At 72.6% G+C, this 14,951-nt stretch carries 13 protein-coding genes and 1 pseudogene; 7 read left to right on the top strand and 7 right to left on the bottom strand.

Annotation, left to right across the window (positions count from 1 at the left end; all coding sequences use genetic code 11):
• Positions 1-258 precede the first annotated feature (258 nt).
• Together ACOTKD_RS32165 and ACOTKD_RS32160 are read left to right on the top strand one after the other, a co-directional pair.
• Positions 259-1,026 (top strand): 2OG-Fe dioxygenase family protein, encoded by a 768-nt coding sequence (locus ACOTKD_RS32165; protein WP_424892521.1) that lies wholly within the window; start codon positions 259-261, stop codon positions 1,024-1,026.
• The gene (locus ACOTKD_RS32160) at positions 1,026-1,475 is read left to right on the top strand and encodes an N-acetyltransferase family protein (RefSeq protein ID WP_424892520.1); all 450 of its coding nucleotides are present in this window, start codon (positions 1,026-1,028) and stop codon (positions 1,473-1,475) included. The genes ACOTKD_RS32165 and ACOTKD_RS32160 overlap by 1 nt, the downstream gene beginning before the upstream one ends.
• Positions 1,476-1,498: 23 nt before the next feature.
• Here ACOTKD_RS32160 and ACOTKD_RS32155 read toward each other — a convergent pair whose 3' ends face one another.
• Positions 1,499-1,939: an Lrp/AsnC family transcriptional regulator gene (locus tag ACOTKD_RS32155; protein WP_424892519.1), complete on the bottom strand. Its 441-nt coding sequence runs from the start codon at positions 1,937-1,939 to the stop codon at positions 1,499-1,501.
• 80 nt (positions 1,940-2,019) lie between these two features.
• Between ACOTKD_RS32155 and ACOTKD_RS32150 the strand changes: the two genes are divergently transcribed.
• Both ACOTKD_RS32150 and ACOTKD_RS32145 read left to right on the top strand, forming a co-directional pair.
• Positions 2,020-2,784 (top strand): AzlC family ABC transporter permease, encoded by a 765-nt coding sequence (locus ACOTKD_RS32150; protein ID WP_424892518.1) that lies wholly within the window; start codon positions 2,020-2,022, stop codon positions 2,782-2,784.
• Positions 2,777-3,121, top strand: a complete 345-nt coding sequence (locus ACOTKD_RS32145; protein ID WP_424892517.1) for a branched-chain amino acid transporter permease — start codon at positions 2,777-2,779, stop codon at positions 3,119-3,121. Before ACOTKD_RS32150 ends, ACOTKD_RS32145 begins: the two co-directional genes overlap by 8 nt.
• An 18-nt stretch (positions 3,122-3,139) precedes the next feature.
• Here the strand turns inward: ACOTKD_RS32145 and ACOTKD_RS32140 are convergent, their stop codons facing one another.
• Together ACOTKD_RS32140 and ACOTKD_RS32135 are read right to left on the bottom strand one after the other, a co-directional pair.
• Positions 3,140-4,633, bottom strand: coding sequence for a PQQ-binding-like beta-propeller repeat protein (locus ACOTKD_RS32140; protein ID WP_424892516.1), 1,494 nt, complete (start codon positions 4,631-4,633; stop codon positions 3,140-3,142).
• A 113-nt stretch (positions 4,634-4,746) separates the two neighbouring features.
• A complete protein-coding gene (locus tag ACOTKD_RS32135) occupies positions 4,747-5,421 on the bottom strand; it encodes a GGDEF domain-containing protein (RefSeq protein ID WP_424892515.1) in 675 nt (224 codons plus the stop codon).
• A gap of 209 nt (positions 5,422-5,630) precedes the next feature.
• Between ACOTKD_RS32135 and ACOTKD_RS32130 the strand changes: the two are divergent.
• Positions 5,631-6,014, top strand: a pseudogene (locus ACOTKD_RS32130) (DUF779 domain-containing protein); the annotation flags it as partial.
• Between the two features lie 32 nt (positions 6,015-6,046).
• On the opposite strand, the gene ACOTKD_RS32125 reads toward ACOTKD_RS32130, so the two are convergent.
• From ACOTKD_RS32125 to ACOTKD_RS32110, 4 genes are all read right to left on the bottom strand, one after another.
• Positions 6,047-8,254: a putative bifunctional diguanylate cyclase/phosphodiesterase gene (locus ACOTKD_RS32125; protein ID WP_424892603.1), complete on the bottom strand. Its 2,208-nt coding sequence runs from the start codon at positions 8,252-8,254 to the stop codon at positions 6,047-6,049.
• Between the two features lie 245 nt (positions 8,255-8,499).
• A complete protein-coding gene (locus tag ACOTKD_RS32120) occupies positions 8,500-9,324 on the bottom strand; it encodes an SAM-dependent methyltransferase (RefSeq protein ID WP_424892602.1) in 825 nt (274 codons plus the stop codon).
• Between the two features lie 236 nt (positions 9,325-9,560).
• Positions 9,561-10,103, bottom strand: coding sequence for a GNAT family N-acetyltransferase (locus tag ACOTKD_RS32115; protein ID WP_424892601.1), 543 nt, complete (start codon positions 10,101-10,103; stop codon positions 9,561-9,563).
• A gap of 173 nt (positions 10,104-10,276) precedes the next feature.
• A complete protein-coding gene (locus ACOTKD_RS32110; protein ID WP_424892514.1) occupies positions 10,277-11,665 on the bottom strand; it encodes a peptidase C39 family protein in 1,389 nt (462 codons plus the stop codon).
• Positions 11,666-11,854: 189 nt separating this feature from the next.
• Here ACOTKD_RS32110 and ACOTKD_RS32105 point away from each other — a divergent pair, with 189 nt between their 5' ends.
• Together ACOTKD_RS32105 and ACOTKD_RS32100 are read left to right on the top strand one after the other, a co-directional pair.
• Positions 11,855-12,490 (top strand): uridine kinase family protein, encoded by a 636-nt coding sequence (locus ACOTKD_RS32105; protein WP_424892513.1) that lies wholly within the window; start codon positions 11,855-11,857, stop codon positions 12,488-12,490.
• 495 nt (positions 12,491-12,985) lie between these two features.
• Positions 12,986-14,911: an AAA family ATPase gene (locus ACOTKD_RS32100; RefSeq protein ID WP_424892512.1), complete on the top strand. Its 1,926-nt coding sequence runs from the start codon at positions 12,986-12,988 to the stop codon at positions 14,909-14,911.
• The last annotated feature ends 40 nt before the right edge of the window (positions 14,912-14,951 follow it).

The raw sequence follows: 14,951 nt of genomic DNA, 5'->3' as shown, positions 1-14,951 counted from the left end.
CACGGGCCGGAATTTTTCGCGATACGAAAGCGGAATCAATTATTCAGGGCGTGTGATCCAAGCCACTCTGACCCATACAGTGTCACAAAGGCCGGTGGACATAGAGGGACATCCGCGCTTATTCCACTTTCCTGATGTCTCATCATGCGGACACGATCTTGTTGGCGTCCGCGGGCCCGCCCCTACCGTGATCTTGCCCATGCAGGAGAGGGAATCCCTCAATGACCACCGGCGGGGCAACGCCGGGGGAGGACTGTCATGTCGAATAGCAGCGTTCCCGAGTCCATTGCGCGGATCGGTGTCGACTGCCGCGAAGAACTGCGCGAGCAGCGGTACGCACTGATTCCCGCCGGAAAGCTCCGGCTGTCCGGCGAGCTCTCCGGAGCCTTCGCCGAGATGGCGGCGTCATGGGACCGGCTGGACGTCGACCCGCACTTCGGCGGCGGCGAGCTCGCCACCCGCACCCGCCGCTACAGCGACTTCGATTACGTGCCCGCCACCGGGGAATTGACCCCGCGCAACCACGTCGCGTACCTGCAGAGCGAGGAGATGAACTCGTTCGTCGGCGGCCTGGAGCGCCACTTCGGCGACGTCGAGCCCGCCATCGTCGAGAACCCGCTCTTCAAGGCGCTGGTGGAGTACGACTTCGACAGCCTGCCGATCGAGGAGGAATACCGCTCGCAGAAGTGGATCTGCCAGATCCACCAGATCCGCATCGTGGTCAACGCCGGCAAGACCTACGAGGTCGTGCCGGAGGGCATCCACTCGGACGGCTACCCCTTCGCCGGCCTGCACCTGATCGGCCGCATCGACATCGACGGCGGCGAGAGCACCGTCTTCACGTGGGAGGAGGAGCCGCTGGCGAAGGCCACCTTCCTCGACCCGCTGGACACGCTGATCTTCGAGGACCGGAAGATGAAGCACCACGTCACGCCGATCAGCGCACCGAGCGACCGGCAGGGACAGCGGGACGTGCTCGCCATCTCCTTCTCGCTGCCCGGCTCGCCCTACGAGACCGTGGTCTGATGAGCGCCACGGCAGTGCGCGAGACCGTCGGGACGGCCTCGCATCCGATGACCACCGGTGACATCCCGGATGTCATCGGCCTGCTGCGCGCGGCACCGCAGACGGCCTACTGCGAGTGGGAGGACGAGCGCCTGCTCCGGCAGCACCTGGCCCAGGCCTCCGACATCTGCCGGGTGATGCGGGACGGCGCGGGCGGCGTCGTCGCCGCCGTCATCGCGGGCAGCTTCGGCGTGCGCGGCACGATCAGCCACGCCGTGGTCGCCCCCGGGCACCGCCGCTCGCACCTGGCGCAGAAGCTGGTCGCGGACACGCTCTCGGCGTTCCGCGAGCGCGGGGTGCGCAGGGTCTTCCTCTTCGTCCACGACGACAACGAGGCCGCGGTGCGGCTGTGGTCCGCCGCGGGCTTCTCGCCCACCGCGGGCGAGAGCACGCTGGAGCGCGACCTGTAGCGGGGAGCGGCTGCGGCAGGGGGTCACCTGCGGGGCTTCACCACGCGCATGGTGAAGTGGGAGCTGACGCGGGCGACCGCCGGCAGGTCCATCAGCTTGGCCGTCAGGAAGCGCTCGAAGGACTCCAGGTCGGCCACGGCGACCCAGATGAGGTAGTCGGGCAGCCCGAAGAGGCGCCGGCACTCGACGACCTCGTCGAAGGAGGCCACCCGCTCCTCGAACGCCTCGACGTTCTCCCGGTTGTTGACCCGGAGCTCCGCGGTGACCATCACCTCGAAGCTCCGGCCCGCGGCGACGGGATCGATGCGCGCCTGGTAGCCGGTGATCACACCGTCCTGTTCCAGCCGCTTGACCCGTCGCAGCACCGGGGAGGGGGTCAGGCCTATTCGCTCGGCCAGCTGGCTGTGCGTCAGGCGGCCGTCCTCTTGCAGGTGCAGAATGATTGCGCGATCGAGCTCGTCCATGCAGGAATCATGCCCAGTGGGCTCCCCGAGCGCAATATTCCGCAATCAAACTGCGTCTGACCTGCACTAATATTGCCCGCATGGATACGACGTCGCCTGACATACGCCAGGTGCACACCGGCACCACCGCCTCCGAACCGGCCTCCGTCACCGCCCCCGAACCGGGAAATCTCGCCGGTGCGCTGCGGGACACCATTTCCGTGGGAATCGGCATGGTCCCGCTCGGCTTCGCCTTCGGCCTGCTGGTCATCCAGTCCGGTCTCGCATGGTGGTGGGCCCCGGTGTTCTCCCTGATGATCTATTCCGCATCGCTGGAGTTCCCCGCCCTCGCCCTCATCCTTTCCATGACGTCGTTGCCGCAGCTGGCCGTCACCGCATTCCTGGTGAATTTCCGGCACGTCTTCTACGGCCCGGCCTTTCCCCTGCACCGCGTCAAGGGAAAGGCCGCGAAGACCTACAGCATGTACGCGCTGACCGACGAGGCCTACGCCCTCACCGCCACCCGGCCGGCCGAATCGCTGACCAGCGGCCGCATCCTGTGGATCCAGGTCCTCCTGCAGTCCTACTGGGTGCTCGGCGGCATCACCGGCGCCCTTTTCGGCGCCCTGATCTCCCTCGACCTGGCCGGTCTCGAATTCTGCATGGCCGCCCTGTTCACGGCCCTCGCCATCGACACCTTCCGCGCCGGGCGCGACATCCCCTCGCCGCTCCTGGCCCTGGGCTGCGCCCTGCTCGCCCTGGCCGTCGCGCCCGGCCAGATGCTCGTCGTCGCCATGAGCCTGTTCGCGGCCACCCTGGTCGTCCGCTACCTGCTGCACCGGAGGAAGGAGCAGTCCCGTGCCTAGCGCCCCCCACATGATCGCCGCCCTGGCGACGATGCTCGCGGTCACCTTCATGCTGCGCGCGCTCCCCTTCGCCGTCCTGAAGACGCTGCGCAGCTCCGCCCTGGTGGCCGACGTCATCGACTTCCTCAACCGGTACATGCCCGTCGGCATCCTGGTCATCCTGGTCACGTACAGCCTGCGCGACGTCTCGCTGACCAGCGCGCCGCACGGGACTCCCGAGGCCCTGGGCCTCCTGGCGACCGCGGGCCTGCACCTGTGGAAGCGCAATCTGGTCCTCAGCATCATCGGCGGGACCGCGGTGTACGTGCTGCTGGTGAACCTGGTCTTCCCCGCCTGACCGCCTGACCGCCGGAATTCAGGATGCGGGGAGGGCGATCAGGGACTTCTGCCGGGACTTGATGCCGGTTCCCGGCTCTTCCGTCACATAGCCGGCCGAAAGGTAGAGCGTGCGGCCGTGGGTGACGGGGTAGGGGTCGGAGCCGATCCAGGCCTTCGCGGGGGTGGGACGGTAGCGGCGGACCGCGGTCCGGGCACCGGTGTCCGCGTCGAAGCGCACCAGGGTCGCCGCGTCGTGGATGTTGCCGGCGACGTAGGCGAGGACGTCGTCCGACTCCGAGGCCACCAAGTGGAACGTCTGCAGGTATCCGGTGGCCCGCTTCTCCCACAGGCGCTTTCCGGTGGTCAGGGACCAGGCCGCCATGCGGTTGTTGTCGTCGCCGGAGTCGTCCTCCTCCGCGTCCAGCGTCATGACCAGCTTGTCGCCCTTGACCTGGACGTCGGAGGCGGGCGCGCTGCCGTCGCCCCCCGAGAGGGCGTAGCGGCGCTCGGCGTCGCCTTCGAGACGGGTGCGGACGGTTCCGTCGTCCCCGAGGACGGTCAGGCGCATGCTCGCGTAGGGCCGGTCGGGGTCGTCGACGACGATCGGCGAGGTGGCGAGGACCTGGCCGTTCATGCCGTGCTCGCCCAGCCGGTGGCGCCACTTGGCGCGGCCCGTCGCGGGGTCGACCGCCTCCGCGTACGAGGCCGTGTCGGCGCTGCCGACCAGGCAGCGCCGGATGCGGACCAGCTGCTTGCCGCCGGTGTGGCCCTGGCCCCGGCAGGTGTCCTTGTCCTCGGCGCCCTCGTACAGGCCCTTGTCGCCGTCCTTCCACAGCTGCTCGCCGTCGCTCACCCGGAACGCCGTGGTGAGCCTGCCCTTGGCCGAGACGACCACCACGTCACCGCTGCGGGCGATCCGGGGCGTGTCGTCGGGCGCCCACTCGTCGGGGTCGAGGGAGTGCTCCCACAGGGTCCTGCCGGAGGTCAGGTCGACGGCGTAGAAGGTGTGGCATTCGTCCCCCGAACCGCGGGCCAGGACCGCGACGTTCCCCGTCGCGTCGGTCGACGCCTGGCACATGACGCTGCCCGATCCGGGCGTGGGAGCCTCCCACAGCTGCCGGCCGCGCTTCGGGTCGAGCCCGACGACGCGGTCCGGAAGCGCCTTGACCACCGCCTCGTCGGTGAACCACAAGCCGCGGATCATCCTGGGGTGTTCGAGCCCGGACCGGGTGTACGGCAGGCTCCACGACACGCTCCGGCCCTTGCCGGCGCGCACCGCCTTCTTGGAGGCCATGAACATCCAGACGCCCGCGCCCAGCGACGCGACGAGCAGCAGCGCGAGCGCCGCCGCGAGGACGATCAGCCCCGTGCGCCTGGGGGAGGAGGGGCGCACGGGTGACGGCGCGCCCATCGGCATCGGCGGTACCGCCGGCAGCTGTGGTGCGGGCGTGATCGGTGGCGCTATGACGAAGTCGTCCGCGCCGGTGCCCGCATCGGTGCTCGTGTCCTTCTGCTTCGGAGGCTCGCCCATCCGGCTTCGGATCTCCTTATTCTCCGTCAATAAAGGAACAGTCATACCAAGTCGGGTTTCCCGGCGGCCCGCCGGGCGGGTGCGGGCGCCGGGTGCTGCGGTGGCCGGGCCGCCTACGACGCGTTCCTGCGCATCGGTGCGAGCAGCGTGAGGTGCGCGCCGGGGCGGGTGCCCGGGCGGCCGTCGCGGCGGCCGTTGGTGGTGCGGTAGACGTCCACGGGTCCGGCGGGGCGCCAGTGCTGGCCGAGGCGCTTGGCGGTGTACATCGCCTCGTCCGCGCCCCGCAGCAGGTCCGACAGCTCCGCACCGGGCCGGTGGCTGGTGCGGCAGACGCCGATCGAGGCGCGCGGGGAGAGCGTGACGCTGTCGGTCTCCAGGGGCGCCGAGAGGCGCGCGGAGAGGCTGTACGTCAGCTCCGAGTCCAGGTCGGCGTCCGGCGCGAGGCGCACCACGGCGGTGAACTCGTCGCCGCCCAGCCGCGCCGCGAACCCGCCCCGCTCCCGGCACCACACGGACAGGCGCCGGCCGACGGCCGCGATGACCTGGTCGCCGACGGCGTGCCCGTGCGTGTCGTTGATCTGCTTGAAGCCGTTGAGGTCGAGCAGCAGCACGGCGGCGTGCGGCCGCTTCACGGCCCGCTGTGCCCGGTGGGTGAACTCCTCGCGGCGCATGAGGCCGGTGAGCGGGTCGGTGCGGGCGGTGCGCAGGCGGCGGGCGAGGACGAGGGCGTGGGCGGCCCAGCCGAGCGTCGGAGCGGCTATCGGTAAGGCCTGGAGCAGGAGGTTCATCGGGCACCTTCCGGAACGTAAGCGGCGGCCCGTCGCTTCCCTCGCCGTGGACGTCAACGCCGTCGCGGTGGGGCGCGAGCGGGCCGGTGGGTGGGTCCGGTCATGCTGGAGATCCCCCGTTTCCCCGGGTTCGCCTCTGGCGGGCAGGAGCCGTCCCCGGCAGGCTGGGCAGTCGCAGTCCGTGCCGTCCCACGGGAAGGAGATCCACCGTGAGCCCGCAGCCGACCCGCGTCTCACGCGTCGCCCTCACCCCCGGCGCCGCGCGCCTCCTGCGCCTCCTCCGCGAGCGCCACGGCCCCCTGATGTTCCATCAGTCCGGCGGCTGCTGCGACGGCAGTTCGCCGATGTGCTACCCCGCGGGCGAATTCCGGACGGGCGCCTCGGACGTGCTCCTCGCGGAGCTGGTGGTGGAGGGCGTCGCGGAGCCGGTCGGCTTCTGGATGTCCGCGGACCAGTTCGAGCGCTGGCGCCACACGCACCTCACCGTGGACGTGGTGCCCGGCCGCGGCAGCGGCTTCTCCCTGGAGGCGCCGGAGGGCCTGCGCTTCCTGGTGCGGTCACGGCTGCTGACGGACGACGAGGCGCGGCGCCTCGGCGAGGGCGCGGGCGTCCGCGGTCCGGTGCGTCAGGACGCCGCGTCCACCAGCGACAGCGTGTGCAGCCGCTCCGGCGGGCCCGGCCGCGCGTAGTACCAGCCCTGTGCCGTGTCGCAGCCGAGCACCCGCAGGTGCTCCGCCTGTGTGCCCGTCTCCACGCCTTCGACCGTCACGGACAGGTCGAGGGTGTGGGCGAGCGAGACGATCCCCTCGACGATCTTCACGTCGACCGGGTCCGCGGGCGCGCACTGCATGCCGCGGGTGAAGGAGCGGTCCAGCTTGAGCGTGCTGACGGGCAGCCGGCGCAGGTAGGAGAGGTTGGAGTAGCCGGTGCCGAAGTCGTCGAGGGCGATGTCCACGCCCAGGTCGGCGAGCTGGCGCAGCGGCCGCAGCTCCTCCTCGTCGGCGCCGATGAGGGCGTTCTCGGTGACCTCCAGGCACAGGGCCGACGGGTCCAGGCCGGAGCTGTCGAGGACGGCGACGGTGTCGGCGACGAGGGCGGGGTGGCGCAGCTGTGACGGCGAGAGGTTGACGTTGACGCGCAGGGGGCCCTCGCAGGTGCCCTCGGCGCGCCAGGCGCGGGCCTGCCGCGCCGCTTCCTGCAGCACCCAGCGGCCGAGGGGCACGATGAGCCCGGTGCTCTCGGCGAGGGGGATGAACTGGTCCGGGCCCAGCACGCCGTGGACGGGGTGCAGCCAGCGCACGAGCGCCTCGGCGCCGCGCACCGTGCCGTCGTCGAGCCGGACGAGCGGCTGGTACTCGATGAAGAACTCGCCGTTGTCGAGCGCCGCCGGCAGGCAGTTGGTGAGGCTGTGCCGGGCGATGACGCGGGCGTCGGAGTCGGCGTCGGCCAGTTCGTAGCGGTTCCCGCCCGCGGCCTTGGCGCGGTACATGGTGATGTCGGCGCTGCGGAGCACCTCCGCGGGGCCGCACTCGCCTGCCGCGCCGTCCACGATGCCGATGCTGGCCCGTACGGACAGATCCCGGCCGTCGAGGCGGACGGGTTCGGCGAGGGCGGCCAGCATGCGGCGGGCGAGGGCGGTGGCGTCGCTCTGCGCGGTGGGGCCGGTGAGCAGGGCCACGAACTCGTCGCCGCCGAGGCGGGCGACGAGCTCCGCGGGGGTGCCGGTGCAGGTGCGCAGCCGCTCGGCGACGGCGACGAGCAGCCGGTCGCCCACGGCGTGGCCCAGGCTGTCGTTGACGGCCTTGAAGCCGTCGAGGTCGAGGTAGCAGACGCCGAAGCGGTCGCCGCCGGGGGCGAGGGCGCGGTCGAGGCGCTCGAAGAACATGGTGCGGTTGGGCAGGCCGGTGAGGGCGTCGTGCGTGGCCTCGTAGCGCAGCTGCTCGTGCAGCAGGCGGCGTTCGGTGATGTCCTCCATGAGGGCCAGCTGGTACTGGGGCCGGCCGTGGGCGTCGCGCAGGAGCGCGACGGACAGGTCGGTCCACAGGACGCTGCCGTCGCCGCGGTAGTAGGCCTTCTCGACGCGGTAGTAGTCGCGCTCGCCGCGGACGAGCTCGCTGTAGAGGCCCCACACGTCGGGCGAGTCGTCGGGGTGGACCATCTCGCCCACGTTGCGGCCGGTGACCTCCGCGGGGCGGGTGCCGAACATCCGGCTGAGCGCCTCGTTGACGTCCATGATGCGGCCCTCGACGTCCGCGATGCCCACGCCTATGGCCGCGCCTTCGAACACGGCGCGGAAGCGTTCCTCGCTGGTGTGCAGCGCCCGCTCCGTCTCGGCCTGCGCGGCGAGGGCTGCGCGGGAGAGGGCCTCCTGTTCGGCGAGGGTCCGCTCGCGCAGCGCGCCGGCGAAGCCGGCGGCGACGGTGTGCTGCAGGCGGGCGCAGCGGGCCCGGGCCTCGTCGTCCGTCAGGTGGCGGCCCGGCGGGCAGTAGAGCAGGAGGTACGCGTCGATGGCGCCCAGGAGCGGGGAGAGGGCGTCGGGTTCGGTGCAGTGCGCGCGGACGATCGCGGCGCCGACCTCGGCGGCGGGGGCGGGGTCGAAGGGCTCGGAGCGCAGTGCGTCGCGGAGCCGGCCGGCGAGCGGGACGAGGTGCTCCTCGAACTCGGCGCGGGTCATGGACGTGGCCGTCGCGGGATAGACGGCCCGGCTCCAGACGGCGGCGAAGCGGCGCAGCGCGGCGTCGCCTCCCGGCGGGGGGACGACGGCCGCGGCGGTCCCGGCGGAGCCGGGCTCCGTGTCCTCCGGGCCCGGTGGCGCTCCCGCGTCCCGCGCCATGTGTGCGTGGGCGTTGCGCGCCCCCGGTCGCCTCGTGCCCGGAACCACGTCCGAACTCCCGATCCCCACCCCGACCTCGGTTCCGCTTCCGCTTCTGATTCCGTTTCTGGTTCCGCTTGCGCCGTCGGTTCCGGCCTCACTCCCCCTGTGAGGCCTTGTGACTTCTGCCCCAGTGGAACCGCCGGTAATCGAGCCCGGCGTTCCGTCTCCGGATCCGCTCGGCTTCCCGCCGTGCGGCGTCGAGGTCATGGTTTGCGCCCCACGCCCGCGAAGCCGACGTACATGGCGCGGTCCTCGTCCGCCGCGGCGGGAGCGTCCGCCGGGTCGGGCCGCCAGTCCGGCATGGCCACGAGCCCGGGCTCGGTCAGCTCGAAGCCGTCGAAGAAGCGTGCCACGTCCCGGTGCGTGCGCATGAGCAGCGGCGAGCCCACGTTGCGGTAGACGCCCTCCACTCCCTGCCCCTCCTCCGGCCTGATCGGACCGGTGTCGGTCGTCGCGTGCGTGAGGACGAGCAGGCTCCCCGGCGCGAGCGCGTCGCGCAGCTCGGCCACCGCCGCCCAGGGGTCGTCCCGGTCCTCCACGAAGTGGAGGACGGCCACGAGCAGCAGTGCGACCGGCCGGTCCAGGTCGAGGAGCCTGCCGACCTCGTCACTGGTCAGGATGTCATGGGGCTTGCGGAGGTCCGCGGGCAGGACGGCGGTGTGCGGGTCGCCCTGCAGCACGGCCCGGCCGTGGGCGACGGCCACGGGGTCGTGGTCGACGTAGACGACGTGCGAGCGCGGGTCCGCGGCCCGCGCGATCTCGTGGACGTTGCCGAAGGTCGGGATGCCCGAGCCGATGTCGAGGAACTGGGTGACGCCCTCGCTCACGGCGTGGCGGACGGCGCGCCGCATGAAGGCCCGGTTGGCCTGCATGATCTTCGGCAGCCCGGGATAGGCCTCCATGGCCCGCCGGGCGGCCTCCCGGTCGACCTCGAAGTTGTGCGAGCCGCCCAGGTAGTAGTCGTAGATCCGGGACACGCTCGGCACGGAGGGGTCGATGCCCGGGGGAACCCAGGTGGGGCGCTCCATCAGTCTGTTGCTCCAGCTCGTCTCGGGGACCTGTGAGCAGAGGCTACTGATCATTCGTTCGAATGGAAGCGTCAAGCGGAAATCAGCCATCCGCATGCAGCTGCCATCCGCCCGCGTCCGCACGGTGTCGATCATGCCAATAAATGACGATGAGGGGAAATATGCACCGATGCAGGCCCGCACCGGTGGCCGTCCCGGGGCGGCAGGGCGCCCCGGGCAGCCGCCGGGCACGCGCGTCAGCCCCGCGGCTCGCGCCACATGGGCCACATCCGCGGCCCGCTCTCCGGCAGGTCGATGGGCGTACCGGTGAAGACGAAGCCGAGGCGCTCGTAGAGCGCCTTGCTCCGGCCGTTGCTCGCCTCCAGGTACGCCGGCATGCCCTCGCGGTCGCACCGGTCGAGGACGGGTGCGAGCAGCGCCCTCCCCCGGCCCTCTCCGCGCCGCCCGGGGGCGGCGACGATGTTCGGCAGGTAGTAGTGCGAGCGGTGCCCGGGGTGCGCCGCGCCCGTGAGCTCGCCGACGATCCGCGCCCGGTCGTTGCCGGGGGCCGCCTGCGCCAGCCGCTCACCGATCCCGCCGTCGTCCGCGCCGCCGTGGCCGTCCTCGCCGGCCTCCTCCACGCGCATCGGTATCCACAGCGCCGCCGCCGAGAGGTCGTCCGTCACGTCGACCCACCCGGCCCGCAGCGCCGCGTCCAGGAACACCCCGAAGAAGCCGGGGTGGACGGCGCGCCGGTGCCCCTCGTCGGGGAAGACCCAGCAGCTGACCGGGTCCTCCATGAAGGCCTCGCCGAGCAGCAGGCTGATCGCGTCCCGCTCCTCCGGCCGGGCCCGGCGGATCTCCGGTACGACGGCGGCTGCAGCGCTCTGATGCACAGTCATGGTTCCTTCCGTACGGGGTACGACGCACACGTCTGTCCGCGCCGATCGTACGGAGGTCCACGCTCCGCGCGTCAGCGGATCCCCAGCTCCTGCAGCACCCGGCGCTGCCGCTCCTCCGGCTCCACGGGGAAATAGAGGTAACAGACGCCGCCCGAACCGCTCCTGACCTCGCCCTGGGCGTTGTGGCGCTTGGTCCGCAGCCAGATGTTCTCGAACTGCCGGCGCTTGTAGACCCGCCGGACCGCCGCGTCCGAGGGGCTCGCGGGGTCGTTGGCGACCACGTCGCCCTGCGCGGTGAAGCCGACGACGCACATCAGGTGGCCGGCGGTGCCGTAGCCCGCGCCGTCGAGCTCGGAGGCGAGGAAGGACTGGGAGGTGATGACGGGGATCCTCGCGCGGATCAGCTTCTCGGCGTCGCCGAGCGAGCGCAGCCGCGTGACGACCGCCTGCATGTCCCGGTACGTCGCCGCGTAGGCCGCGTTGAAGGGCCAGTTGCCGCACCCCTTGTACTGGTGGTCGTAGGTGAAGCGGGCGGCGTGGCAGACCTGCGGGTCCGCGTAGCCGGGGTCGACCCAGGCCAGGTCCGCGGCCGTGGGCCGCCGCCCCCAGTACTCCAGGACCATCTGCGAGGAGGTCGGGCTGCACCAGGCCTCGCCGCCGTTGTCGTACTCCGGGTACTGCCCCTTGTGGATCTCCTGCGAGTAGCGCGGCACGTGCAGTTCGTGTCCGGCGCCGGGCCCGGGCGCGGAGGCGGGCACGGTGAAGCGGTCGGGGACGTCGGAGCCCATCACGCCGAGCCGCCACACGGTGGGGGTGAGGCGGGTGCCGGGCCTGCGGAAGAGGGTCAGGCGCAGTTCGTACGCGGCGATGCGCAGTCCGGTGGCGGGCTTGTCGATGGCGAGCGTGTCGGTGGAGACGCTGCTGCGGCCGTCGCCCTGGCCGTCGACGGAGGTGCGGCGGATGTCGCCGGAGGCGTCGCCGGCCGTCCAGCGGCCCATGACGTACCAGGGCGTGCGCGTACCGTCCGGGTACCTGCCGCGCACCTCGGTCTGGAGCCAGGTGCCGGCGGGCGCGTGCGCGTTCCAGGACGCGATGACCTCGCTCGCGGGGGCGGGCGGGGTGTGGAGCGGGGAGGTCCAGGTGGCGTACTCCCAGGTGGCCTTGGTGCCGGTGTGCGGGTCGGTGTGCTCCAGGGTGCCGGCCGGGCGGTCGACGACCAGGCCCGGCCGCCGGCCGCCGGCGGCACGGGTGCCGTCGGCGGTGCCCCGCTGCCAGTCGCCGCGGGAGGTCCAGGCGTGGTAGTCGACGGCCGCGGCGCCCGCGCGGGCGGGCCGCGGGGCCCCGGAGGAGGCGAAGGCCGGCGAGGGCGAGGCCGCGAGGGACGTGGCCGCCGCGGCGCCCAGGGCGGCGGCGAGCACGGTGCGGCGGGGCGTGGGTCTGCTGGGCATGCTGCTGGACATGGCGCTGGTCCCCCAGTCGTCTGCGGATGGGGCGCGCGCACGGGTCCGCCGCGCGCCGGTGCGTGCCAGTGATTCCCCGTGCGGCCGGTCCCGATGCCGGCGGCCGGGGGGATGGGGCCGTTGGAGGGCCGCCCGGACCAACAGGGTCGTCAACACGACTCCCCTCGCGTCCCGCCATAGGGTGGTCCGGTGCGCGCCCACCCCCTTCACGGCCCCCACGGCCCCGCCTCCTTCGACGACCTCGCCCCCTGGCTGCTGACGCTCCCTCCGTCCCTGGGCCCCGTACGGCTGGTGGCCGTGGACGGGCACGCCGGCTCGGGAAAGAGCACGTTCAGCGGCCGGCTCGCGGCGGCGCTGGGCGGGGCGCCCGTACTGCATCTGGACGACCTCGCGACGCACGAGGAGCTGTTCGCGTGGACGGACCGGCTGCGCGAGCAGGTACTCGTCCCCCTGTCCCACGGGGAGACGGCGCGCTTTCGCGCGTACGACTGGGTGGCGCGGCGGTTCGCCCGGGAGCTGGAGGTCGGGCCGGAGCCGGTCGTGCTCGTGGAGGGCGTCGGGGCGGGCCGCCGGGCACTGCGCCCCCACCTCGCATGCCTGTTGTGGATGGAGTTGCCTCCTGAGCACTCCTGGGAAAGGGGTCAACTCCGTGACGGTGCAGAGCTGTCCGATTTCTGGGACGGCTGGATGCGGGCGGAGCACGAGCATTTCGCCGCGGACCCGACGCGCCCGTACGCAGAACTGCTGATTCTTCAGCGGGACGGGGGATACGAGGTGCTGCCGGGGCCGCACGGGGCGGCGCCGGCGGGCCCCGGACGGCCCTGACCATCACGCTCCGTGAGCGACTTCGAGCGGCCCGGCCGGCATCCCGGCCGGATCCCCGGGACTTACGCCAACTCGGCTTGACCGACGGGGCGTACAGGACTTACGTTCTCATTGTGCGGCCACTGGAGGCCGCCCGCGGACGCGAAGCCCCCGGTTGTTCCCCCGTGATCGGGGGCTTCGTACCCCTCCGGAATTCTCCTTTTGGGTCCTTTGCTCCACCGAGCCCCTCACCCTGGGTGACCATCCCGTGGAGGGGCCCGGCGCGCCTCCGAGGACGCCTTTCCCGCCGCTTCCCGCCGCCGTCCGCCGCGAACCGCGGTGCGGCACCCTTCGGCCCGGACCAACGGCGCAGGTACGATGCGACTCGGTGCACCTAATCGGCGGGTGCACTTGGCACACACTGGTCAACTCCCGTCCACAGCACAGCGGTTCGGCAAGGCGCGCCCGGCACTCGCCGGGCAGCACGCTACGGGGGCACGGTTTGTGGGGGACGTGATGGATTTCGGCATGCAGGGCTCACCCGCCCCGGCCGATCTCGCCTGGCTGCGCGCCGTCGACGCCTACACCATGGGCGCGTACGCACAGGCCGAGGAGGAGTTCCGGGCGGCGGTCCGGGCGGATCCCGGCATGGCCGACGCCTGGCTGGGCCTGCACGCGCTGCGCGCCGACACCACGACCGCACTCCTGCGCATGTACCGCCACCGGGACCGCTTCGGCGAGCAGCGCACGCGCCACCGCCGCACCCTCAACTCCTGGTACTGGCTGGGCTGGTGGGTCCAGCCCGTGCTGGAGACCGGCCGCGACCTGCTCCTCGCGCACGCCTCGCACTGGCTCGACGGCCGGCACGTGCCCGAGCTGGACCGCGCGCTGGCCGGCTGCCCGCCCGTCGAGACCGACCCCCAGGCCCGCTTCCTGCACGCGTGCCGCGCCTATCTCGTCAAGGACTGGGAACAGCTGCTGCGGCACACCGAGCCGCTGCTGGACGATCCGCTGCTCGGCATCGAGGCCGGCCTGTTCGGCGGCATGGCCCGGGTGCGGCTGGAGATGTACGGGCAGGCCGAGCCGCTGCTGGCCGCCGCGCTGATGCGGTGCCGCAGCGAGCAGCCCCAGCGCAAGGAGCTGCGCTACTGGCTCGCGCGCGCCCACGAGGGCACCGGCCGCAGCGCCGCCGCGCTCCCCCTGTACCGCGCCGTGCACCGCGTCGACCCGGCGTTCATGGACACCTCGGCACGGCTCACCGCCATCGCCGACGGGGACGGCCTGGACCAGGAGCTGGGCCTGTCGCCGGTGCCGCTGGGCGGGCCCGGCGAGGAGCCGGCCGCCCCGCCCCCGCCCGCCGCCTCCGCCGACGCGGCGGCCGACGCCCCGGACGTCCTCGACGGCCGCGACGTGCTCACCGGCACGGACCCGGAGCCCGCCGGCACCGCGCAGGCGGACGCCGGGCCCGACGACGCGCGCCGGACGGCCCGGGTGCCCGCCCAGCCCACCGGGAAGGCCGTGGCCGGCCCCTCCGACCCCGTCCTGCTGGCCAAGGCCCTCGCCGAACTGGAGCGGATGGTCGGTCTCGAACCGGTCAAACGGCAGGTGCGGGCGCTCTCCGCGCAGCTGCACATGGCCCGGCTGCGGGCCGTCCAGGGCCTGCCCGTGCAGCCCCCCAAACGGCACTTCGTCTTCTCCGGCCCCTCGGGCACCGGCAAGACCACCGTCGCCCGGATCCTCGGCCGGGTCTTCTACGCCCTGGGGCTGCTCGGCGGGGACCACCTCGTGGAGGCCCAGCGCGCCGACCTCGTCGGCGAGTTCCTGGGCCAGACCGCGGTCAAGGCCAACGAGCTGATCGACTCCGCGCTCGGCGGCGTGCTCTTCGTGGACGAGGCCTACAGCCTCTCCAACTCGGGCTACACCAAGGGCGACGCCTACGGCGACGAGGCGCTGCAGGTGCTGCTCAAGCGCGCCGAGGACAACCGCGACCGCCTGGTGGTGATCCTCGCCGGCTACCCCGAGGGCATGGACCGGCTGCTGGCCACCAACCCCGGCCTCGGCTCCCGCTTCACCACCCGCGTCGACTTCCCCAGCTACCGCCCCGCCGAGCTCACCAGCATCGGCGAGGTGCTGGCCGCGGAGAACGGCGACAGCTGGGACGAGGAGGCCCTGGAGGAGCTGCGCAGCATCAGCTCCCACGTGGTCGCGCAGGGCTGGATCGACGAGCTGGGCAACGGCCGCTTCCTGCGCACCCTGTACGAGAAGAGCTGCGCCTACCGCGATCTGCGGCTGTCGGGCTATCCCGGCACGCCGACGCGCGACGACCTGGCCACGCTGCGGCTGCCGGACCTGATGCAGGCTTACGGGGAGGTGCTGTCGGGCCCGGGCTGGGGCGCGCGGCGGGACGGGTCTCGCGACCCGCAGGATCCGTCCGCCACGTGACGGTGGCGGCCGCCTCCGATTCCGCCGGACCCTCGCCGTG

Origin of the sequence: Streptomyces sp. XH2 (assembly GCF_049725035.1) — a bacterium.
GTDB lineage: Bacteria > Actinomycetota > Actinomycetes > Streptomycetales > Streptomycetaceae > Streptomyces > Streptomyces roseoverticillatus.
Note: the sequence above shows the minus strand (reverse complement) of the source record. Positions and strands in the feature narration are given on the sequence as shown.